Here is a 22,198-nt window from a genome sequence, read left to right as displayed (position 1 = left end):
TCGTCGACCGCGAGCGTGGCAAGCACCTGGCCAAACGCGCCCTCGAACGCCATCGCAGCGACTTCCAGCTCGCCGAAGGCAAGAGCGACCAGCCATTGCTGGTCAGCGGCCATTTCCTCGCGCTGAAGGAACACCCGAAAGCCAATTGGAACGACCTGTGGCTGCTGACCGAAGTCCTGCACGAAGGCAAACAGCCGCAAGTGCTGGAAGAGTCGGTGACCAGCGACACCACCGCGCTGAAAGACGACTTCCATCAGGGCTACCGCAACCGCTTCCAGGCCACCCCGTGGGACGTGCCGAACCGCCCGCCCCTGCGCCACCCGAAACCGCGCATCCTCGGTAGCCAGAGCGCCGTGGTCACCGGGCCGCAAGGCCAGGAAATCCACTGCGACGAATACGGCCGCGTCAAAGTCCAGTTCCACTGGGACCGCGACGGCCTGGCCGACGACAAGACCAGTTGCTGGCTGCGCGTCTCCAGCGCCTGGGCCGGCGCCCAGTACGGCGGCATCGCCATCCCGCGCATCGGCATGGAAGTGCTGGTGACCTTCCTCGAAGGCGACCCCGACCAACCGCTGATCAGCGGCTGCCTGTACCACAAGGAAAACACCGTCCCCTACGCGCTGCCGGCGAACAAGACGCGCACCACCTTCAAGACCCTGAGTTCGATGGGTGGCGGTGGCTTCAACGAACTGCGGATCGAAGACAAGAAAGGCCAGGAACAGATCTTCCTCCACGCCCAGCGCGACTGGGACGAGAACATCGAACACGACCAGAAAATCCGCGTCGGCAACGAACGCCACGACGTCGTGGAAAAGAACAGCTACACGGAATTCAAGGCCGAAGAACACCACACCGTCTACGAAGACCGCAAAGTCGAAGCCCGCGCCAACGACCACCTGACCGTGGGCGTGAACCAGCACATCAAGATCGGCACCGGGCAATTCATCGACGCCGGACAGGAAATTCACCTGAGCAGCGGGATGAAAGTGGTGCTGGAGGCTGGGGCTGAGCTGACGCTGGTCGGCGGTGGCAGCTTCATCAAGATCGATGGCGGCGGCGTGACCATGAGCGGGCCGGCGATCAACATCAACTCGGGGGGTGGACCGGGGAGCGGCACGGGGGCGGCGCCGTTGATGCCGGGTGTGCTGAAACAGGCGGATGCCGACAAGGCGGGTGCCGTGCTGACGCCGGCGCAGATCAACACGCTCAAGCGTAATGCGCCGTTCTGTGAAGAGTGTGAGAAGTGTAAGGCAGGTGCCTGTGCCATCTAATCGACTGACACCCAAGGATTGGCTGGCACAACAGCCGCTGCAGAAAGACGAACGCCTGTATCTGGTCATCAGCGCCGCCAGCGATGCCGACGCGCTGAAGACCCTGTATCAGAACGAACCGTCCGTCCAGGCCATTCCCGTCTGGGGCGGAACGCCCTACTCCACCTGGCAACCGGTGATGCCTTACGTCGCCGAACTCAAGGCCAACTCGGCCTTCCTGCCCTGGATCACCGAAACCGACGCCCTCGACTGGGGCTGGCTGGCCGTCTCCCGCTCGGAACCCAACGAAGTTTTCGAACACCTGCGCAGCCTGACCCAGGTGAAGATGCCGGACGGGACCGAAGTGTTTTTCCGATTCTGGGATGGGCGGCATATCTATCCGATTCTTGAAGGGTTGGGTGAGAGCGCCGGGGAGGTGCTGCCGGTGTTTGAGCGGTATCTGATCAATGGCCGCAGCCTGGAAGTCGGACCGAGGGTGGTGCCGAAGGTGAAGGATTGGCCGTGGTGGGAGGTGCCGAAAGATTTGCTGGACAGCTTGATGGCCGAAAACCCGTCGACCGTGATCGGCAACATGATGCAGTGGCTGCAGGAAGAGCATGCCGACCTGTATTTCTCGTTCCCGGAATCGAACCTGCAAAAGAAAGTGGCGCGCTTCGTAAAACGCACGCCACTCACGGAAGAAAATTTTACCGGCCTGCTGAAGGCCCATCTGGAAAGTGAGGTAGATGTATGAGCCTGGGCGAAACTTTTATTTATCTCACTGAGAAACAACCGGACGAAAAAAAGATAATTTCCGAGTTTAAGAACTGCCTCTCGGAATATCGCTCTTACGCCACGTATTTGCGTGGCCTTGATGTGGAGCAACAGTTCAAGGTCGGCGACGAAGTATCAAAGGCAGCGCCTAAGGATAGCAAGAAAAAAGCTATAAACTATGCTACATGCCCTGAAAACGGAAAGCTTACACTTATCCATAGTTTCGAATCCGCACGATTCGTACCGATTGGAAACACTCCAATTGAGCTAGTACCCGTCGATAAAGAAAACAAACCGATGGGGGCCGCCCTAATGAAGAAAATCGGCCCTACCGGGATCGAGGTCATTTCTGGCCTGACGCCTCATCAGCGATATAGGGTGACCTTCTTCCCCAATCCTACATCTGCTGACCTTGAACGTCTGTTCAAATCCTATGATGACGTCATGGGTGATTTGACCAAATGGCTTGAAAGTGAATGGAGCACAACGTGCCTGCCGCTCTGGCAAAAACACAACGAAGCATCCTTGTCCGAGAAGCTTTTTCAAAAACTACAAGCTGACTGGGATGGGTTCTGGAGTTTCTTGATGAGTATATGGGGCGATATAAAATCGCTCTACGAGCTGGTTGCGCACCCTCTAGAAAATTATAATAAGCTCAAGGAATATTTCACCGAAGAGCAAATCAAAAAAATCTATAATTCATCGAAAGAGTCACTTCGAACCGCATTCTTGATTGCATGCGATGAACCACTTCTGTGGGTTTATGTTTATGCAGTTTGGTCTTGGGTCACTATGCTGCCACCACAAACGCGCGCTGAGGTTGTCGCAAGACTCAAGACTGAAATCGTTTACATCATCCTTGGGATTATCTTCACCGCCGGTCTTGGCATTGCATTACGTGCTAGTGCAAAAGCGGTCAAGTCTACTTTGCAGGCTCGAAAAGCTTTCGAATTGGTGGAGAAGGTCACGGCCAAGCTGATTGAGATCAGTCGAATTCGCTTCAAGCCACACGCTGAAGCAGCCGCCCCGGTGAGGTTTTCTGGTGCAGGAGTAACGAACGCCAGCAAAAAAGCAGCGGCGGAAATCTCCCCTCACACGCCGGCACAATCGGTCGTTCCCCCAAAACATCCTACGCCGGCGGCAGGTGCCAAGGTTGAACCAGACTCCCAGGTTCACGCGCGGAGCAAAACTCAGAACGAAACCCAGCTGCAGCAAATAGAGCCGGTTCAGAACGCTCCGCAACAACCGAAGAACCCAGCAGACAAACCCAGCGACTGTGTAGCAGCAACGTGCAAGAACGGTGATCCGGTGTCTATGGTAACCGGAGAAGAATTGCTGACGCTTACCGATGGTACGCTGGATGGACTGCTGCCCTTGGAATGGACGCGTCTATATCGCAGCAGTGCAGTTGAAATAGACAGTCGTCTGGGTCATGGGTGGAGTCATTCGCTCTCCCACAGCTTACAGCTCGATGATGAGGGCGTGCTGTGGATTGACAATGAAAATCGCAAAACGCGCTTCCCGATACCAACCGAACAACGTCCGGCCATTACCAACAGTCTGGCTCAGGCGGCAATTTTCCTGGGCGATGCGCCTGGAGAGCTGATCCTCAGTCAAGCTGGATCAACAGTACGCTTCTACCACTTCCGTGCCGGGCGCCTGACAGCTATCAGCGACACCTACGACAACCGGTTGCATATCAGCTACGACCTCGTTGATCGTATTCAGCGCATCGATAACGGGGCTGGTCGCTCACTGTTTCTGCGTTACGACGACAAGCACATCGTCGCAGTCGATTACCAGCAACAGCGTTCTGAATACAACGAGCGTGGTGAACGCCAGGATCCCTGGGTGACCCTTCAGACACTCGTCAGCTACCGCTACAACGCGCAGAACCAATTGGCCTCCTCGACCAATGCCGCCGGCGAAAGCGAGCACTACCGTTATAACGACCAGCACGTCATTCTTGAGCGTCGACTAGCGGGTGGCGCCAGTTTCTTTTGGGAATGGGAGTACGAAGGTAAGCACTCGCGTTGTATCCGTCATTGGACGAACTACTCGTCACGAGAAACACGATACGAGTGGGACGATAATGGGTCGGTCACCGTATACAACCCCGATGGTAGCGAACAGATCTATGTGCATGACGAAAATGCACGCCTGGTCAGCGAAACCGCAGCGGACGGTGGTGAAACACAGAAAGCCTATGACAAAGAAGGAAGACTGGTTGCTGTCAAGGATCCGTTGGGCGCAGTCACTGAGTACCAGTACAGTAAAGCCGGCCGCCTAATTGCGGTAATTCCTCAAGAAGACGAGCCTACACGGTACAACTACTTCAATGGCCAGCTCGTTGACGTTCAATGTGGTAAAGCCCGTTGGCAGTACATCCGTAACCGTCAAGGCGACATCACCCAGCAAATCGACCCTGAGGGTAACGAAACCCACTACAGCTACGACCGCCATGGCCGCCTGCTGGAAATTCGTCACCCCGATGGCAGCCGTCATCAACTGGGCTGGAACAATCTCGGTCAATTGCTGGAAGAGCGTCTGCCCGACGGAGGCCAACGTAAGTACCGCTATGATGCGCTAGGTCGACAGATCACCCGACAGGACGAATTCGGTGCGATTACTCAGTACCAGTGGGACGCCGCCAACCGTCTAACCCAGGTCACCCTACCGGGCGGGACGAGCCGTGCTTATGCTTACAACGCTTATGGCCGCGTCACCGCCGAACGTGACGAGCTAGGTCGTATTACCCGCTACGAATACGCCGACAACCTGCATCTGGTCAGCCGCCGCATCAACCCGGATGGCAGCCAGTTACGCTATCGCTACGACAACGCGGGCCTGCTGCTCACTGAAATCGAAAACGAACGCGGCGAGCATTACAAACTCGACTACTACTCGAACGGCCTGATCCAGCAGGAAACCGGTTTCGACGGCCGTCGTACCTCGTACGAATATGACCTCAACGGCCAGCTGCTGAAGAAAACCGAATTCGGCGATGACGGCAGTGAACTGGTTACCGAGTATCAGCGTGACGCTGCCGGACGACTGCTGGTGAAAACCCTCGCCGATGGCGAAGAGATTCACTACAGCTACGACGCTCTGGGCCGTCTGGTGAATGTCGACGACGGCCACTGGCCGCTTGCCTACGAATATGACGTGCAGGATCGCCTGATCACCGAGCATCAGGGCTGGGGCACCACGCGCTACGAATACGACAGCGTCGGACAACTGAGTCACTGCCGCCTCCCCGACGGCAGCACACTCGACTACCGCCATTTGTCCGGCGGACGTCTGAGCAGTATCGACCTCAACGGCTCACGCCTGACCAGCCACCAGTTCAGCGCCGGTCGCGAACAGCAGCGCCAGCAGGGCCTTTTGCTCAGCCAATATCAGTACGACGAACAAGGCCGCCTGCAAGCGCACAGCGTCAGCCAACGCGAGAAAAACCTGTTCCAGCGTCGCTACAACTACGACGCCAACGGTAACCTCGCCGGCATCGACGACAGCCGCAAGGGCAACCGCAGCTTCCACTACGACCCGCTGGACCGCTTGACCAGCGTACGTGGCGCGACACCGGAAACCTTCGCCCACGACCCGGCCGGTAACCTGCTCGGCCAGAACAACGAAGGCACCGCCAACCTCGCCAACGTCAAAGGCAACCGCCTGATGATGCAAGGCGACCGCCATTACGATTACGACGCTTATGGCAACCTGATCCGCGAACGCCGTGGCACCGGACAGAAACTCGTCACCGAATACCGCTACGACTGTCAGCACCGCTTGATTGGCGCCAGCCTGCCAGGCGGCAGCACCGCGTCCTACAAATACGATGCTTTCGGTCGCCGCATCGAGAAAACCGTCGATGGCCACACCACCGAATTCTTGTGGCAAGGCGAACGCCTGATCGCTGAAAGCGCGGACAATCGTTATCGCACCTACATCTACGAACCCGGCAGCTTCCGCCCGCTGGCCATGCTCGACGGCGAAGGCCCGCGCAAGGCGACCCCGTTCTATTACCAGCTCGATCATCTGGGCACGCCGCAGGAACTCACCGACTACAGTGGCGAGATCATGTGGTCCGCGAAGTACCGCGCCTACGGCAACCTCGCTGCGCTCGACGTCAGTGAAATCGACAACCCGTTGCGATTCCAGGGTCAGTATTTCGATGCGGAGACAGGCCTACACTACAACCGCCATCGCTACTACAATCCGGGGACTGGACGGTTCTTGACGCCGGATCCGATTAAGCTTGCGGGTGGGTTGAATAACTACCAGTACGTGCCTAACCCCACGGGGTGGGTGGATCCATTGGGGCTAAACAACTGCCCTCCTCCCGAAGTAGATGGGCAAGAGTCCCTGTTAAAGCCCCCTGAAACTGCCGCTAAGGTTGATGAGGGTGCACCGAAGGCTCCGGGACCTGAACATGGTAAAAATCCTAAGTTTTTCAAGACTGAAACCACATGGAAAGCAAGCGGAAAAGGTACAGGTAATGAATATAAAGTCTTCCAGCAGGACATTGACTGGAGTCTAGAACACAAAGGCGTGTCTAATTTGGATAGAGCAAAAGATGGTGGGGCACCTTACATTATGAAGGACGGGGTTCCTCAGCAGCTTCAGTTACACCACTCAAGGCAAAATGGAAAGGGCCCGCTTTTTGAGTTGAGTCGAAAAACTCACCTGACCACTTTGAAGGGAAGAGGACGAGAAGCGGTGCATCCTTATGGGCACAGCCAACACCCAGAGCAACCTGTAGACAGGGAACTTTTCAAGAAAGAAGTTCCACAATACTGGAAAGACCGAGCAGCCGAGGCTTCGAAATGATCCCTAATGAATTAGTTAAACTCATTGAGAAACAACCCGGTGATATTCATCGGAAAGATAAAAATTCCGTCTTAAAAGAGCTGGCAGCGCTAGGAATCGACCCCAGCAGTGAACTGGCCGAGTTTTTTTTAAACTACACCATAACTTTTTTCAAAAGCAGCTCTTCAGATGAGGAACTATGCGACATCGCCGATCCCAGTAACGAAATAGAAGTCGGCACAGATTTTATTCAGGAGGTGTGGGAGCTTCCAGAAAATTTAATTTGTCTTACAAATGTTCAGGGCGAGGGATGCTACTTGTACGACAAAAATAGTGGCGAGGTTTTAGATTTTAGCTTGGCTAAGCGAGATGAGTTCTTGGCTGGCACAGTGCAGATAAAATGGAGCGGTTTTTTTGAGTTCCTGACCTGGTATCTATCGTAACGCAGACAGGTTGTTTGTGAATTGTAGTGACCTAATAAAATCAGACACCCATTTAGGCGAGAATGTTCGTCAGATAGAGGTGTCTGATGACCAAATAACTCGTTTTTTTAGTGCGCATTGAGAAAGACTTGCTCACCGACCACCATTATCGTTTAGCACTCAAGCAACTAATCGAGAAGCACCTCCGAGGAAGAGTTTCCGATTATGAGCGCCTGATCGAAATCGTTCAGAATACTTCCCGGCAAGTCCCAATCAGAGGTGTACTCGAAGACTTTCGACGCTACAGTAGCATCCAACTCACGCAACAGGAACTTCAGTTGATTGATGACCTTTTATTCATGTATGGCTGAGCGGCCTTTAGGCTAAGCCGCGGTCTCCAAGCACACCAAATAAAAGTAATGGTGATCGTGTATATCGTGAGTTTCATAATGATACGAAATTCTGCTTATGTCTGTACGCGATGACTCGGCCCTGTGACTCGACGAGTAAGGTTCGAGACACCACTCTCGCGCCTGACGTCCTTAGTGATATCCGGCCGTCAGATTTTTCCTCGATCAAATTGACCCAAAGCCGCCCAAGCCTTTAACTGTACATTCGTACAGTATCGGAAGTCGTGCGTCATGAGCTTTTCAATCCTAGGCCCTATTGCTGTGGGTGGTCGGAAACTGCCCCTTTGCCTCTCCAGTGTACCTGCCGGGTTTCCCTCCCCTGCAGCAGACCACATCGAGGCCCACATCTCACTGGATGAGGTTCTGAACATCCGAGCGCCTCATGTCTACCTCGTTTCTATAACAGGCGAGAGCATGCAGGGTGCTGGCATTTTCGATGGAGATCTTGCGGTAGTTGATCGTTCGCTGGATCCCGTCCACGGACATATCGTGGTCGCTCTGCTCAACAATGACCCCGTCTGCAAGCGCCTGTGCCTGCGCGGTAAGGATGTCATTCTGCTGTCCGAGAACCCCAAATACCCACCACGCTATGTACTCGAGGGAGATGACTTGGCCATTTGGGGAGTCATTACCGGCAGCGTACGTAGCCATGTTTAAAAACCTGCCCGTGTTCGCCCTCATCGATTGCAACAGCTTCTATGCCAGTTGCGAGCGAGTATTCCGTCCCGATTTGGCCAGGGTTCCAATCGTCGTGCTGTCGAACAACGATGGCTGTGTAATCGCTCGCTCAGCAGACGCCAAGCCCTGGATCAAAATGGGCGAGCCGTATTTCCAGATCAAGCACAAGCTCCGCCAACGCGGCATTGTCCCCTTCTCATCCAACTACGCGCTCTATGGTGATATGAGTGAACGAGTGATGTCCGTCATTGAGTCTCTTGTGCCGGCAGTTGAGGTCTACAGCATTGATGAGGCGTTCGCCGATCTTTCAGGCATCGGAGATCTCGACTCGCTCGGTCGCCAGATACGTAGCCAGGTACTGCGTTGCACGGGTATTCCTGTCGGTGTGGGAATCGCCCACACCAAAACCTTGGCTAAATTGGCAAACCACACCGCCAAACGCTTGCAAGCTCAGACTGGTGGCGTCGTTAACATCTGCGACCCACACAAGCGTGACTGGGTACTGCGTAACACCGATGCTTCAGAGGTTTGGGGAGTCGGTCGGCGAATGAGATCGCATCTGGACAGCATGGGCATCAAAACAGCAATGGACCTGGCCAAGACCGATGCCTGGACACTACGTAAAAACTTCAGCGTGGTCATTGAGAAAACAGCGCGAGAACTGGCTGGTACACCCTGCCTCGAGCTCGATGAGCCAAATCAGCCCAAACAAGAGATTTGCTGCAGCCGGATGTTTGGTCAGCGTCTCAAAGATCTGGCCCCAATCAGAGAAGCGGTGGCCACCTACGTGCAGCGAGCAGCAGAAAAACTCAGGGCGCAGCAGTCGTTTTGTAAAAAGATCAGAGTCAGTATTCGTACTGGCATGTTTAATCCTGAGGAAGCCAAGTACTCCAATGGCGCGGTGATTGATCTGCCATATCCGACTGACGACGTAAGACTGCTGACAAAAGCGGCGGTGCGTGCACTTGAACACCTATTCAGAACAGGATTCAACTACAGCAAGGCAGAGGTTCTGCTCATGAACCTTTGTCAGCGTGGCGAGTACACAGATGACTTGTTTGCTGCCTCACAACCTTCAGAGGCCACCAAGGTCATGGCGGTGCTTGATCAAATCAATCAGCGATGGGGTCAGGGCACATTGCGCTCGGCGAGTGTTCCTGCTCATCCCTCATGGGCAATGCGCCGCGAAATGATGAGCCAAAGCTATACGACGAGACTTGATCAACTCTGGAAGATTTCTTGTTGTTAGCAACTAACAGCGCTCATGACCTCCTGTACAGCGCTGTATACGCCTTTGCTTTGCTCAGTCCAATGAGGAACGACGTCTACTCTGTCTGGTTGAGCAAGCCGCCAACGCCGAGATAGTGCGACGCGATGGATTCCAGACCGTCAGGCACCAAGCTCGCTGAGGCCGATGGTCAGCGCAAAAAAAATCTGTCCATGCCGACGCTCCAGCACTCTCCCCGCAGCGTTCCATCAAAGGTTGTGTTGGTTTATCAACCCAACTCAACACCACGATATTGCTCTGATCCACTAGGCCCATCGTGTCGATCCATTCAGCGAAGAGAGCCCGTCCCAGTTGGGCTCGATCGGCAAAGTTTGGGAAGCAAAGCGATCGGATAAAATCGTCATACAGTGTTGGGAACTGGATGTCGTCAGTGTCCGTGCGCAACAGATTGATGATCTGGAGACGGCCCAACACCACCCCTACCGCTTCATCAAGATTCCAGCGCATCGTCGGTTCAGGGTAGTTCGCAACAGGCAGCCCTCGGATAACCTTCTGATGCCATTCCCGTTGGCTCAACATGATTTGCTCATAGAGCGCAGCCAAAGCGCATCGATGCGTCCCCTCATCAGGCGAGGTGTCTCGATCAAGTGCGATTGTCACAAATTCAAATACGTTGCCCAGATCATCCAGGCGCTTGCGTAGAAGCTCGGTTTTACTCGACGCCATCCCCGTTAACGTTGACAAGTGATCCCTCACTTCCAGCCTTCCTGTTCGTGTCGATTAGAGCTGCCAGGCGACCGGCACATTCTCAAATGTAGGGATGCACCCTATCAAAGGCACGACGGAAAAAATGTAGGAGGATTCAGCAAGCGCGGGAGGATCGGTAACGTATTGGTCAACACTATTAGGCGCAGAATTGAATTTCTCTTCCACGAACGCCAACGGCACGAAACTGTTGTACTGACGTTGTCTTACCCATTTTATCACTGCATGAGGTATCTACTGATGTCCTGCTCGGTTGGCGTCGTCACTCAATGAGTCAGCGGCACGATCGACTGTAATTCCTCTTATCGGGAAATCTTCGGCGCTGGAGCAATACGTTGTTGTGGGCGGAACACGGCTTGAGCGTTTGAGGGGCTGGACTCATTTGCAATTAGCTTGTGCTATTGAAAAGGTGGTTTTGAGTCGTCACTCGTTCGAAATTGAAGAGGTCACGTCGAAGACTCTGGCTCTATTCGCAGAAGTGCATGCGGGTGGCTTTCATACCAAGCCGGAGCATCGTCTTCTGAATCAGGCTTCCTTTGCAGGCCTGGTGCCTGACGGACGTCTGAAAATCTACGTATTGAAAGCGGGAGGGATGGTGGTAGCAGGGGCTTCGATGTACCTGGCCAGCAACGGCGTTGCCTACCTTGGAACGGCGGTGACACGAAAGGATGCCCGGGGCCACGGCTACCACCGAGCACTGATCTTTCACCGAATAGAGCAAGCAAAAGCATGGCTGTCATTGGGTCGCCGCGACCGCGCTGGCCAGCTCCCAGAGCCGCAGAAATCTGGAACGTGCCGGGTTAACGGCATCCCATGCCCAAGCACTCTACCGCCTGATAGACATGTGAAATATACGGCTGAGAGTGACCGTCCGCTTCTGGCCGATAGCTGGCGATAGCATTTGACTCAAGCCAGGATATCGCCATGGCCGAGATTAAAGCGTATCCAAAGTGTGATTTAGTGCAGATGACGGTTCAGTTCCAGGATCCGGGCTATGGCAGTGGAGACGTGATGGATGTCTCCACTCTACTAAGAAGCTCAGGCGCTTGGTTTGAGTACGACTTTTGTCCAGCCTTTGTCACGGTCGTCAAAGTGTTTATAGGCCTCCGGACCTTCGGCAAGTGTCAGACGATGAGAGATAATCCGGGCGGGATTGGCGCGGCCGTGGTGAATGAGTTCGGCCAATCGACGGTTGTAGGCTTTGACGTTGGCCTGACCGGTTTTGATCTGCTGGCCCTTGAACCAGAACGCGCCGAAGTCAAAAGCCATCTTGCCTTGCTTGGCGAGTTCGTTTTCAGCCCCCGGATCTTGCGGTACGAATACGCCGACCACACCGATTCCGCCGGTGGCCTTGGTGGAAGCAACCAGATTGTTCATGGTCAGGTGATTGGCTTCATGGCCATGTCGGTCGCAACACTGATAGCCAACGCATTCACAGCCACGATCCGTGCCTTTGCCATGGGTCAGATTCAAAATCTGATCCACAGCCTCTTTCTCCACCGAGTTGATTGGCGTCGCTCCGATCTGGGCGGCGAGTTTCAACCGGTCAGGGTGATTGTCGACGACAAAGACTTGCGACGCGCCTTTGATCATCGCTGAGTGAGCAGCCATCAAACCGACCGGGCCGGCACCATAAATGGCGATACTTTCACCCGGCAGCAGGCCAGCCAGCTCAGTGGCATGCCAGCCGGTGGGGAAAATGTCGGACAGCATCACGTAATCGTCTTCCCGCTCCTGGGCATCTTCGGGTAGTACCAGGCAGTTGAAATCCGCATAAGGCACACGAAGCAGCTCTGCCTGCCCTCCTTGATACGGCCCCATATCGGCAAAACCGTAGGCAGCACCTGCACTACCGGGGTTGGCCGTGAGACAGAAACCGGTCAGGCCCCTCTCGCAGTTCTCACAGAAGCCGCACCCGATGTTGAAGGGAAGGCAGACTCGATCCCCCACTTTTACCCGCTCCACGGCTGCACCCACCTCAATGACTTCACCCAGATTCTCGTGTCCGAAAACCCGACCGGTTTCCATTGAGGTCCGCCCTTCGTACATGTGCAGATCTGAACCGCAGATATTGGTCGTCGTGATCCGAACCAGGACATCGGTCGGCTTTTCAATTTTCGCGTCGGCAACGTTTTGCACACTGACGTCACGCGGGCCGTTATAGACAATGGCTTTCATGTTGTTCTCCCGTTGGCGAACGAAGTGAAATTTCGTCTGCTCAGTCTTATCTGTCAGAGACAGGCAACGAGATGTTCAAACATTTGAAAGGCTGAAGTGACGAGTGGTGATATGCAGAGTTTTTTTTCGGAAAGTCTGAACTATTTGCCGTCAAGCAGACCTGACAACGCCAGCGCATCTGCGAGTGCCGCACCGCTTGCGGTGTTATCAAAGATGCACCAAAGGCTTTCGGCTTGAACCGCCTGCAGTTGGGTTGCAAGCGTTTCCAGGTAATCCGGACCGTAGGGACTGTGGTAAATCCTTGGGGAGCCGTGCAGGCGCCAATACTTTACGACGGATGCTCCTTGGGGGGTTCTGTCGGTGCTGATTCGCGAGGGATCCACCGCCGCTTGTGTGATCTCATATATCGTTAACAACTGCTTGGCGTTCACCCACGACTCGTGGCGTGGCTCCAATACGACGGGCTGGGTGCACCTCTCCCTCAGTATGCTGAAAAATTGCTCTGTGACAGTTTTCTCATAGACCAGCGACGGGGGAAGTTGAACCAGCAGACATCGTAGACGTTCGCCCAATCCGGAGCACTGCTCCATGAAAATCTCCAGTTCGGCTTCACATCCGACCAAGCGTAAATCATGGGTGATGCGTTTCGGTATTTTCACACTGAAACGAAAATCCTGAGGTACGGACTGCGCCCAGCGCTCGTACGTCGTTCTACGATGTGGGCGGTAAAAAGAGCTGTTGAGTTCAACGCCTGTCAACCTGAGGGCGTAGCGTTGCAGGTGCGTGCCTTGGGCAGGAAACTGCGCAGCGAAATCACGCCCTATGCTCCATCCCGCGCAACCGATGTAAATGCGCGGATGACTCAAAACAGTACCCTGCCCGCTTCGCGCATGAAGATCTCGACAGTCTTTGGTCCGACTCCATCAAAGGCAGACAGGCGTTTTTCGAACTCGCGACGCTCGGGATTCGCCTTCAGCATGTTCAATACCTTGCCTGCGTACTCATCGCTGAGTTTTCCGGCAAGTTCCAACAGGCGCGATGCCGTTGATTCGTCGTATCTCACGTAGTGAGCTTCGCCGAGCATTCGTACCAGTTCTCGGTGCGAACGATGAGCAAGTTTGCGTGGCGTATCGCAACCATGTCGCTCAACGATGACGCGGTAAGCCTCCGCCGCGATCCCGGCCTGGATACGTTTTCCCATCAGGAAACTGGCGATCAGCCACTTGAACAGCCCCTGCTCGTTGGCTGTCGAAAGATCAATCTGCAGATCCTGTGCACTGATCAATTTGGGCATGAGGCTGCTCCTGACTGAACTCACTTTTTGCGTGGAAGCACAGCCCCCAACACCTGTTTGGCGGTTTGCACGACAATCCCCGCTTCGTCCGGATCCCCCTTGAGCAACGTGGTGCCGAACTTCTTCGCTTGCTCAAGCTTGATGTGCGGTGGAAGCGGTGGAACGTTGGGGTCGGTCTTGAACTCGATCAGCACGGGAACATCCGAAGCCAGCGCCTGCTCCCACGCAGCGGCTACGTCCTCTTCGCGATCGACGAAGATGCCTTTCAAACCAATGGAAATGGCGAACAGGTGATAGGGAACATCGGGAATGCTTTGCGACGCTTCGAACTTCGGATCCCCCTCCATGACGCGTTGTTCCCAAGTCACCTGATTGAGGTCTTCATTGTTGAAGACGGCGCAGATCCATTTGGGACTTGCCCATTGCCGCCAATATTTGGCCACGGTGATCAGCTCAGCCATGTTGTTCATCTGCATCGCGCCATCCCCCACCAGAGCGATGACCGGACGCTCCGGGAACGCGAATTTGGCCGCAATCGCATAAGGCACGGCAGCGCCCATCGAAGCCAGACCGCCGGACAAGGAACACTTCATGCCGCGCCGCACTTTCAGATCACGGGCATACCAGTTGGCGCAAGAGCCGGAATCGCTGGTGATGATCGAAAGCTCCGGCAGGCGTGGTGACAGTTCGAACACCACCCGTTGCGGATTGACGGGATCGGCCTTGGCCATGGCGCGTTTTTCCAGGGTTTTCTCCCAGGAAGCGCGCCAGCCTTCGACCTTTTTGCGCCATTTACGTGAGGTTTTGTGTTCGAGTAACGGCAACAATGCGGCGAGGGTATCCCCGGCGTCGCCCACCAGATTGACTTCCATGGGGTAGCGCAGGCTGAGCATGTCGGGTTGCAAATCGATCTGCACCCCGCGTGCCTGGCCTTCCTTTGGCAGAAACTCAGAATATGGAAAACCCGAGCCGATCATCAGCAAGGTGTCGCATTCAGTCATCAGCTTGTAGCTGGGTTCGGTGCCCAACAAACCGATGCTGCCCGTGACCCACGGCAATTCGTCCGGCAGTACCGCTTTACCGAGAAGCGCCTTGGCGACACCGGCACCGAGTTTTTCCGCCACGGCGATGATCTGGTCGGTTACCTGCAACGCACCGGCGCCCACCAGAATCGCCACCTTCTCGCCAGCGTTCAGCACCTCGGCGGCGCGTTGCAGATCCACGTCATAGGGCACGACTTTCGGTTTTGTATAACCCACTCCGGAATGCACGGTGCCATGGGTTCGTCCCGGGGGTTCATATTCGATATCCTGCAAATCATTAGGCAGAATGATCGCGGTCACGCGTCGCTCACCGATTGCGGTGCGTACCGCCCTGTCGATCAAGTGGCGAACCTGTGCCGGGGCTGACGCCTGTTGCACGAAGGCACCGGCCACATCCTTGAACATCGACAGCAGGTCGAGCTCCTGCTGATAGTGTCCGCCGAGTGCCGCGCGCGCCTGTTGCCCCGCGATGGCCAGCACGGGTACGTGATCCATGCGCGCGTCGTAGAGCCCCGTGATCAGGTGCGAGGCACCGGGACCCGAGGTGGCGATGCACACCCCCAGCTCACCGGTGAACTTGGCATGCGCCGAGGCCATGAACGCGGCCATCTCTTCGTGCCGCGCCTGAATGAATTCGATCTTGCCCCGGGCCCGGCTCAGTGCACCGAAAACGCCATTGATGCCATCGCCCGGATAACCAAAAATCCGTGTCACGCCCCACTCGCTCAGTCGCTCGACCAGAAAATCTCCTACGGTCATCGTCATGTCGTTTCCGCCTTCATCCAGTGCATGTAAAGGACTGGACAGTCCGGCGGACGGCGAAGTTCGTGTGGATGTCGAGCCCATGTGACGCATGGGCTGATTGCAAGGCTGGCAAAGGGTGAATCTTGCAGAGTGCAATCCGGCTTACAGGTTGATCGAGCGTCATCTCGCTGATTTGAACGACATTTTTATCCGCGATGGAAATGGCACGCGAAATGCGACTACACCTGAGCACATAACAATGATTCAGCCGCAATCCTTTAATCGGAGACAGCCAAAATGAACGCCATTGATCTTCTGAAAGCTGACCATGAAAAAGTGAAAGGCATCCTGGGCCAGTTGAGCGACTCCACCGAACGCGCCACCAAAAAACGGGTAGAGCTTCTGGACAAGCTGGAGATGGAAATCACCATCCATACCCGCCTTGAAGAGGAAATCCTCTACCCGGCCTTCAAGGCAGCAGGCAGCAAGGAACAGGACGTGATGTATTACGAGGCCAAGGAAGAACATCGCACCGTGGATTCACTCGTATTGCCCGACCTCAAGGAAACCGATCCCGGCACCCCGGAGTTCGCGGGCCGGGTAAAAGTCGTCAAGGAGCTGCTGGAACACCACATCGAGGAGGAGGAAAAAGAGATGTTTCCTCAAGCCAGGAAGCTGCTCGGCAAAGCCCGGCTCGATGAACTTGGCGAGCAGATGGAAGCCATGAAAAGCGCCTGTAAAAAGGAATGGTCCGCCAGCCATATGGCGGCATGACCTGCCACAGGGCCTGATTGACGATCAGGCCCTTTTTCGGGAGAGCAGTCATGACCCGAGATGAAACCAATTTGGTGCACGCCTTGTTGCTACCGCGAAATGGCTGGGTGCCGAACAATCCGCGTCTGCCCGTGTTGGTGTATTCCGGTGTCATTGCCATCCAGGGTGAAGATCCAGCGTCGGCATTCGAGAAAACCTTTGCCGACAACGGTTGGCCGCCACAGTGGCGTTCCACTGTCTTTGACTATCACCATTACCATACCCAAGGCCATGAGGTGCTTGGCATCGCCCGCGGCGAGGCATGCTTGATGATTGGCGGCCCGGACGGGCGGATACTCATGGTCAGCGCGGGCGATGTCCTGTTGTTGCCGGCAGGCACCGGTCATTGCAGCCTGAATGCCAGCGACGATTTTCTGGTGGTCGGCGCCTACCCGCCTGGCCAACATCCGGACATTCGCCGCGAGTCGCCGAGCGAAGCTCAGCTGCAGCAGATCGAAACACTGCCATTCCCTGCCACCGACCCTGTTCAGGGCCGCTCTGGAGCGTTGACCGAGCATTGGACGAGTCAATCTTCGGCGGGATGAATCTTGCCGCTGAACACCCGAAAACTGTAGGTGTTGTAAAACAGCGTCACCGGAATCAGCACCGCGAACCCCGTCAGCATGAACACCTGACTGACCGGGCTCGACGCAGCAACCTGCAAGGTCAATTGCGGCGGAATGATCAGCGGAAACAGGGCGACGAGCATCAAGGTGAATGCCAGGACGAAAATGCCCAGGGTAGCGAAAAGCGGCAGATAGTCGCGTCGTGTTGCGAAGGCCGCCCGGAATCCGGCCAGCAACAGCGTCAGGACCACCATCGCCGGCAGCCATACCAGAGGATTTCCCAGGCGTTGTGCATAGTGCGCGTGAAGGGTCGATGTCCAGACAACCAGAACGATCAGCAAGACCACGGTCAGCATGGCCAACCACTTTGCCTGCCGCCGCGCGCGGATTTGAAGTTCGCCTTCGCATCGCCAATACAGCCAGCCTGCGCCCAGCCATGTGTAGCCGATCACCAGCACCGCGCCGCAAAACAACGGGAACAGGGCCAGCCATTCCCAACCGCCACCGCTGTATTGGCCGTTCTGTTCGGGCACACCTTGTACCAGCGTGCCCAGCACGATCCCCTGACAGCCGCCAGCCACAACCGAGCCGAGCATCAATAAACCATCCACCCCGCGCTTGATGCGGTAATCGGGCGCATGATCGCGAAACTCCAGCGCCATCGCCCGGACAATCAACGCCAGAAACATCAGAATGAACGGCAGGTACAGTGCCGGCAGCAGAATGGCGTAGGCCCTGGGGAACATGGCGAGCAAGCCACCGCCGCCGAGCACCAGCCAGGTTTCGTTGGCGTCCCAGATCGGCAGGATACTCACGGCCATGGCCCGGCGGTGCTGACGGCTGTGAGTCACGCCCATCAAGATGCCCGTGCCCAGATCCGTGCCGTCCAGCAGCACATAGTTCAGCACGGAGAACCCGACTGCTGCCGCGCAGAGTAGTGTCAGCCAGTCAGTACCGAACATGCGCTTCTAGCCTCATCATTTGCCGGTTTCCCGAGCGAGAACAGGTTGCGGCCCTTCTTCGTGCTCGCGGGGCGGCTGGCGCAACAGGCGCAGCAGCACCCACAGGCCGATCCCGAATGTCGCCAGATAGAACAGCAAAATGGTCCACGTGGCGCTGACGACATGCGCCCGTGACACGGACGAAAGGCTGTCGGTCGTGCGCAGCAGACCATAGACGGTGAACGGCTGACGCCCCACTTCGGTGACCACCCAGCCGCAGAGCATCGCCAGCATTCCCGCCGGCGCCATCCAGACACTGACTCGAAGCATCCAGCCCGCCGCGTACAAGCGACCGCGCCAACGCAGTACCAGGCTGATAACGCCCTGCCCCAGCATCAACAGGCCCAGACCGACCATCGCCCGAAAGGCAAAAAACACGGCCGGCACCGGCGGGATGTCCTGCGCCGGAAATTCATCGAGCGCCGGGATCGTGCTGCTCAAGTCGTGGCGCAAATACAAGGACGCAATGCGCGGGATCGCCACCTCCCAATGATTGCGCCGCTGGTCCATGTCAGGGATTGCGAACAGACGCAAAGGCTCGCCCGCGCCCTCGGGTGGACGCGTCCATGTACCTTCGATGGCGGCGACCTTTTGCGGCTGGTACTCGAGGCTGTGCTCGCCATGCAGATCACCGACCACAATCTGCACCGGGATCAGCACTGCAAGTGCCCAGAGCGCCATGGAATAGGTCAGCCGGGCCCTTGGATTCTCGGGTGCATGCAGTAACTGCCAGGCGCTGGCCCCGGCCAGCAGCGTGGCCGTACCCAGCAGCGTGGCCAGGGTCATGTGCACGAACCGGTATGGAAAGGATGGATTGAAGATGATCGCCCACCAGTCCCGGGCGATGAACCGACCATCGGCGGCTATCGAATAACCGGCGGGTGTCTGCATCCACGAATTGGCCGACAGAATCCAGAACGCACTAATCAGCGAGCCCGCCGCAACGGCACAGGCGGCGAAAAAATGCAGACGCGGGCCGACCTTGTTCAAGCCGAACAGCATGATTCCGAGAAAACCGGCCTCGAGGAAAAAAGCCGCCAGCACCTCGTAGAACATCAAGGGGCCGAGGATATCGCCCGCCTGCGTCGACAATCGCGACCAGTTGAGCCCGAACTGGTACTCCAGAATCAGCCCCGACGCCGTGCCCACCGCCACATTGAGCGCGAAGATTTTCAGCCAGTAGCGGTAGACATCCAGATAGACAGCCCTGCCGCTGCGTAACCACAGGGCCTCGAGCACCATCAGGAAACTCGCCAGACCGATGGTCAGCGCCGCCAGGACGATATGGAAACTGATGGTGATCGCAAACTGCGCCCGCGCGACCATCAGGGCGCTATCAATCGCGTTCATGAAACTTGCCGAGGGTATGGGCTGAAATGAGCATAACGGCGTCCGCTGATGCATTTGCCGGTTGACCTGTTCAGCGGCCCGATGATTCCAATATCTCGACCTTATCCTGAAAAAGAGCTGCGGTTACTTGGTGAGATTAAGCATTAAACCGTGCATGACCTTTGTGCTGCCTGCATCAGGCAAGAGGAAGCGTCACAGTGAACATCGTACCCAGCTCTAAGGAAGACTCGACACCTATTTCTCCGCCGTGACCTTTCACGACTTCTGCGGCGATAAACAGTCCTAGCCCCAAGCCCGCTGACGGCCCGTTTTCGTTCTCGGCAAACGAAGAGTAACGCCCTTCTGGCGTGAACAGAAAAGGCATTGCGCTTGCGGGGATGGGATCACCAAAATTTTGCACCGTAAAATGCACTTCTCTTGCAGATTTTTTCAATGATGCTCGAATAGGCTGCTGACGGTCACCATGCTGAACAGCGTTGTTCACCAAGTTGGAAAATGCCTGTTCTATCCGCAGCGGATCGAATTGACCTACAACGGTGGCGGCGTCAGTCAGCGCTATTTCAGTATCGGGGAAGCGAGCGGCAACCTCAGCCAGGATGGATTGGCAAACGGCACTAAGGTCAATCTGCTGCTTGTTTACCGGAATTCCATTACCGAGGTTGGATCGCGCAAGATCCAGCAGGTCATCAACAATCTGATTGGCCCGACGCACGCTGACGCCAATTTGGGTCGACAAGTGCGAACGCCGATCGGTGTTTTCGCTGGACTGTTGAAGCAAATCCGCGGACATCATGATGGCACCCAGAGGGCTGCGCAAATCATGACCAAGTACGCCCAATACCATTTTTCGCGTGGTCTCGACGGCTCGACCATAGGAAGCAATGGACTCAACCAATGCCTGATCTATTGCTTCATTAAAACGGATCATGTCCTGCAGCTGATGACTTTCACCCGAAAACACTTCAGCCATCCACAGCCTTAGTACCGTTGAACGCAGCGCACGATATTCCGAAACCATCTGGTCAAGCGTGAAGCCGTCCATCAATCGCAGTACGGCATGAGTTTGCGCTGGTGTCTCTTCATCTTCTGGTGGCGCTCGGCCCTGCGATTTATCGATCTGCTCCTGCTCTGTCTGAAACTTACGCATGTCCGATGCAACGCGATGAAGTATCTGCTGAGCGTGATTTCTGAGGCCTTTCTGATCCGAAATTGGCACAGGAGTGACCACCGTCCGAGCGAAATGCTCCCACTCAACCAAGATCGACTCCATGTTCGAAAAAATGAACGTCGAAAGCCTCATGCCGTTCTCCCGCTGCTGAAAGGTCACGCTCGAAGGCGCATCTGCAAGCCTAGGACACTGAGGTTAATAGATAAAAATACGACTGGAGCGGATGTGTCTAAGCGTGATGAGCCACAATATCTAGCGGATAAAAGGAAGATTGTGGACGCTGAATATCTGGATGATCGCTTGTGGTCGAATGCGGCCGTTCACTTCATTTCGCTCTCCAATCTATCTCTCTCGTAGTCAAAAATGGTGCCAGCGTCTCGGATCAGCTGTCTCCACTCCCTGGCTGAAACGAGCCTTGCTTCTTCCATTTCATCAGCCATCTTCAGGAGCTCGTCATACTGTTCCTCAATCGACATTTGAGGCTCGGGATTCCTTGCCAGTTGCAGCCACTCCGTCAGTGCTTTTTTCTTTTTCTCGGCGAACATTTAGAGGTGACCTCTTGAGCTTGTATTTCCAGTTGACGGACGCACTTTCTCCACGTTCCCATTGAGCGACTAGCGGTTTCCTGAGGAGGGTTGCTGCTCGGTTGACCACTAGCTTGACCGCTCCGTGGCGACCACAAGCGGCCAGCAGCGTGGCGAGTACCAAGGGGGATAGTGCCGCAGCGGCACGCACGGAACGAGAGAGAGTCACCGTCTGGTTCTCCTTGAAAGGGCGGGTAATTCGTTCGGGCGCTGCCCCGTCGATCAGTCAGCCGCTCAATGCCTCCGCGGAGCGCAACACGAACCAGCCCGGCGTGGCGCTGATTGCGCGCCACAGGCCATCGGGTATCGCACTGTCTGGGACTGCTCGCACATCCAGTTGCTGAGCGATCCGCTCGGCCTTGCCTTCACGGGCCAGAGTGACCCAGTCAGGATCGATGACCAGCCCTCGCCCAATCGCAACCATCGACAAGCCCAACGCCAGAGCACGCTCGGCCTGTGCCGGCGTAGTGATCTGACCGGCCGCAATCACGGGCAATCGACCTCCGATCTGTTCCAGGGCGCGTGTGATCGTCAGCGCCGAAGGCATTTCCTGCGCCTCGTTTTCCTGGCTGGCCGGTGTGGCGTTGAGCAGGTCGTAAAGGGACACATGCAAGTAGTCGATATCCGCCTGTGCCAGACGCTCCACCAGTGCCAACGCATCGTCGATGCGCAAGCCGCCCTCCTGGGCTTCCTCAAGCGAAATTCGATAACCGATGAGAAACGGGTGCGGTGCATGTTCACGGACCACCTGCTGCACCGCCTGAACCAGTGCCAGAGGGAAGCGCATGCGGTTCTCCAGCGAACCACCCCACTGGTCGTTGCGCTGGTTGGAGGCCGGGGACAAAAAGTTCTGGATCAGAAAACCATGAGCACCATGTAGCTCCACGCCGTCGAAACCCGCCTCGATGGCTCGTCGGGTGGCTTTGGCGAATGCCTCAATCGTTTCGAGTATCTGCACTTCAGACAGTGCGCGGGGCGTTGGAATACCGCTGTTGAACGGACCGGCAGGAGCCCTGACGGCGCTGGCACTGACAATCTCGCCAGAGGGTGTTTGCTCCACGATGGCTTTGCTGCCCGCATGAAAAATCTGCATTACGGCGGGCGCCCCCCCACCTTTTTTG

At 56.0% G+C, this 22,198-nt stretch carries 18 protein-coding genes and 1 pseudogene; 9 read left to right on the top strand and 10 right to left on the bottom strand.

Going from position 1 to position 22,198, the window contains the following annotated elements; all coding sequences use genetic code 11:
- The 6 genes from tssI to umuC form a co-directional block, all read left to right on the top strand.
- On the top strand, nucleotides 1-1,271 hold a 1,271-nt coding region (gene tssI / locus DXT77_RS28770; RefSeq protein ID WP_119430076.1), incomplete at its 5' end, for a type VI secretion system tip protein TssI/VgrG.
- Nucleotides 1,261-2,004: a DUF4123 domain-containing protein gene (locus tag DXT77_RS28765; RefSeq protein ID WP_119430075.1), complete on the top strand. Its 744-nt coding sequence runs from the start codon at nucleotides 1,261-1,263 to the stop codon at nucleotides 2,002-2,004. The genes tssI and DXT77_RS28765, both read left to right, overlap by 11 nt.
- The gene (locus DXT77_RS30490) at nucleotides 2,001-6,854 is read left to right on the top strand and encodes an RHS repeat-associated core domain-containing protein (RefSeq protein ID WP_119430074.1); all 4,854 of its coding nucleotides are present in this window, start codon (nucleotides 2,001-2,003) and stop codon (nucleotides 6,852-6,854) included. Before DXT77_RS28765 ends, DXT77_RS30490 begins: the two co-directional genes overlap by 4 nt.
- Nucleotides 6,851-7,276: a hypothetical protein gene (locus DXT77_RS28755; protein WP_119430073.1), complete on the top strand. Its 426-nt coding sequence runs from the start codon at nucleotides 6,851-6,853 to the stop codon at nucleotides 7,274-7,276. Before DXT77_RS30490 ends, DXT77_RS28755 begins: the two co-directional genes overlap by 4 nt.
- A 620-nt stretch (nucleotides 7,277-7,896) precedes the next feature.
- Complete coding sequence (locus tag DXT77_RS28745; protein WP_119430072.1) at nucleotides 7,897-8,322, top strand: LexA family transcriptional regulator; 426 nt, start codon at nucleotides 7,897-7,899, stop codon at nucleotides 8,320-8,322.
- Entirely contained in the window at nucleotides 8,315-9,592 is a 1,278-nt protein-coding gene (umuC, locus tag DXT77_RS28740) for a translesion error-prone DNA polymerase V subunit UmuC (protein ID WP_119430071.1), read from the top strand. Before DXT77_RS28745 ends, umuC begins: the two co-directional genes overlap by 8 nt.
- Before the next feature lie 54 nt (nucleotides 9,593-9,646).
- Here the strand turns inward: umuC and DXT77_RS28735 are convergent, their stop codons facing one another.
- A complete protein-coding gene (locus DXT77_RS28735) occupies nucleotides 9,647-10,315 on the bottom strand; it encodes a hypothetical protein (protein WP_147407029.1) in 669 nt (222 codons plus the stop codon).
- Nucleotides 10,316-10,676: 361 nt separating this feature from the next.
- Here DXT77_RS28735 and DXT77_RS28730 point away from each other — a divergent pair, with 361 nt between their 5' ends.
- Nucleotides 10,677-11,234: a GNAT family N-acetyltransferase gene (locus DXT77_RS28730; protein ID WP_372238704.1), complete on the top strand. Its 558-nt coding sequence runs from the start codon at nucleotides 10,677-10,679 to the stop codon at nucleotides 11,232-11,234.
- A gap of 140 nt (nucleotides 11,235-11,374) precedes the next feature.
- On the opposite strand, the gene DXT77_RS28725 is transcribed toward DXT77_RS28730, so the two are convergent.
- The 4 genes from DXT77_RS28725 to DXT77_RS28710 form a co-directional block, all read right to left on the bottom strand.
- On the bottom strand, nucleotides 11,375-12,514 hold the full coding sequence (locus tag DXT77_RS28725) for a glutathione-independent formaldehyde dehydrogenase (protein ID WP_119430069.1): 1,140 nt from the start codon (nucleotides 12,512-12,514) through the stop codon (nucleotides 11,375-11,377).
- 140 nt (nucleotides 12,515-12,654) lie between these two features.
- The gene (locus DXT77_RS28720) at nucleotides 12,655-13,380 is read right to left on the bottom strand and encodes a DUF72 domain-containing protein (protein ID WP_256663061.1); all 726 of its coding nucleotides are present in this window, start codon (nucleotides 13,378-13,380) and stop codon (nucleotides 12,655-12,657) included.
- A complete protein-coding gene (locus DXT77_RS28715) occupies nucleotides 13,377-13,808 on the bottom strand; it encodes a DNA methylase (RefSeq protein ID WP_119430068.1) in 432 nt (143 codons plus the stop codon). Before DXT77_RS28715 ends, DXT77_RS28720 begins: the two co-directional genes overlap by 4 nt.
- Nucleotides 13,809-13,828: 20 nt before the next feature.
- The gene (locus DXT77_RS28710) at nucleotides 13,829-15,616 is read right to left on the bottom strand and encodes a thiamine pyrophosphate-requiring protein (RefSeq protein WP_119430067.1); all 1,788 of its coding nucleotides are present in this window, start codon (nucleotides 15,614-15,616) and stop codon (nucleotides 13,829-13,831) included.
- 276 nt (nucleotides 15,617-15,892) lie between these two features.
- On the opposite strand from DXT77_RS28710, the gene DXT77_RS28705 reads away from it, so the two are divergent.
- Together DXT77_RS28705 and DXT77_RS28700 are read left to right on the top strand one after the other, a co-directional pair.
- Nucleotides 15,893-16,369, top strand: coding sequence for a hemerythrin domain-containing protein (locus DXT77_RS28705; protein ID WP_119430066.1), 477 nt, complete (start codon nucleotides 15,893-15,895; stop codon nucleotides 16,367-16,369).
- Between the two features lie 50 nt (nucleotides 16,370-16,419).
- A complete protein-coding gene (locus DXT77_RS28700; RefSeq protein ID WP_119430065.1) occupies nucleotides 16,420-16,953 on the top strand; it encodes a cupin in 534 nt (177 codons plus the stop codon).
- Here DXT77_RS28700 and cydB read toward each other — a convergent pair.
- From cydB to DXT77_RS28675, 5 genes and pseudogenes are all read right to left on the bottom strand, one after another.
- Nucleotides 16,935-17,936: a cytochrome d ubiquinol oxidase subunit II gene (gene cydB, locus DXT77_RS28695; protein ID WP_119430064.1), complete on the bottom strand. Its 1,002-nt coding sequence runs from the start codon at nucleotides 17,934-17,936 to the stop codon at nucleotides 16,935-16,937. The genes DXT77_RS28700 and cydB overlap by 19 nt on opposite strands.
- 15 nt (nucleotides 17,937-17,951) lie before the next feature.
- Nucleotides 17,952-19,325: a cytochrome ubiquinol oxidase subunit I gene (locus tag DXT77_RS28690; protein WP_119430063.1), complete on the bottom strand. Its 1,374-nt coding sequence runs from the start codon at nucleotides 19,323-19,325 to the stop codon at nucleotides 17,952-17,954.
- Between the two features lie 175 nt (nucleotides 19,326-19,500).
- Nucleotides 19,501-20,625, bottom strand: coding sequence for a sensor histidine kinase KdpD (locus tag DXT77_RS28685; RefSeq protein ID WP_119430062.1), 1,125 nt, complete (start codon nucleotides 20,623-20,625; stop codon nucleotides 19,501-19,503).
- A gap of 188 nt (nucleotides 20,626-20,813) precedes the next feature.
- A complete protein-coding gene (locus DXT77_RS28680) occupies nucleotides 20,814-21,038 on the bottom strand; it encodes a hypothetical protein (RefSeq protein WP_119430061.1) in 225 nt (74 codons plus the stop codon).
- A gap of 265 nt (nucleotides 21,039-21,303) precedes the next feature.
- Nucleotides 21,304-22,198, bottom strand: a pseudogene (locus tag DXT77_RS28675) (hypothetical protein); the annotation flags it as partial.

Origin of the sequence: Pseudomonas sp. 91RF, assembly GCF_003576265.1 — a bacterium.
GTDB lineage: Bacteria > Pseudomonadota > Gammaproteobacteria > Pseudomonadales > Pseudomonadaceae > Aquipseudomonas > Aquipseudomonas kribbensis.
This window is presented reverse-complemented; position numbering and strand designations above follow the sequence as displayed.

Bases quoted from the DNA above. Each gene is read 5' to 3' on its own strand.
- DXT77_RS30490 (WP_119430074.1), top strand. From the start codon at position 2,001: ATGAGCCTGGGCGAAACTTTTATTTATCTCACTGAGAAACAACCGGAC.
- DXT77_RS28755 (WP_119430073.1), top strand. From the start codon at position 6,851: ATGATCCCTAATGAATTAGTTAAACTCATTGAGAAACAACCCGGTGAT.
- DXT77_RS28745 (WP_119430072.1), top strand. From the start codon at position 7,897: ATGAGCTTTTCAATCCTAGGCCCTATTGCTGTGGGTGGTCGGAAACTG.
- umuC (WP_119430071.1), top strand. From the start codon at position 8,315: ATGTTTAAAAACCTGCCCGTGTTCGCCCTCATCGATTGCAACAGCTTC.
- DXT77_RS28725 (WP_119430069.1), bottom strand. From the start codon at position 12,514: ATGAAAGCCATTGTCTATAACGGCCCGCGTGACGTCAGTGTGCAAAAC.
- DXT77_RS28715 (WP_119430068.1), bottom strand. From the start codon at position 13,808: ATGCCCAAATTGATCAGTGCACAGGATCTGCAGATTGATCTTTCGACA.
- DXT77_RS28710 (WP_119430067.1), bottom strand. From the start codon at position 15,616: ATGACGATGACCGTAGGAGATTTTCTGGTCGAGCGACTGAGCGAGTGG.
- DXT77_RS28705 (WP_119430066.1), top strand. From the start codon at position 15,893: ATGAACGCCATTGATCTTCTGAAAGCTGACCATGAAAAAGTGAAAGGC.
- DXT77_RS28700 (WP_119430065.1), top strand. From the start codon at position 16,420: ATGACCCGAGATGAAACCAATTTGGTGCACGCCTTGTTGCTACCGCGA.
- cydB (WP_119430064.1), bottom strand. From the start codon at position 17,936: ATGTTCGGTACTGACTGGCTGACACTACTCTGCGCGGCAGCAGTCGGG.
- DXT77_RS28690 (WP_119430063.1), bottom strand. From the start codon at position 19,325: ATGAACGCGATTGATAGCGCCCTGATGGTCGCGCGGGCGCAGTTTGCG.
- DXT77_RS28685 (WP_119430062.1), bottom strand. From the start codon at position 20,625: ATGAGGCTTTCGACGTTCATTTTTTCGAACATGGAGTCGATCTTGGTT.
- DXT77_RS28680 (WP_119430061.1), bottom strand. From the start codon at position 21,038: ATGTTCGCCGAGAAAAAGAAAAAAGCACTGACGGAGTGGCTGCAACTG.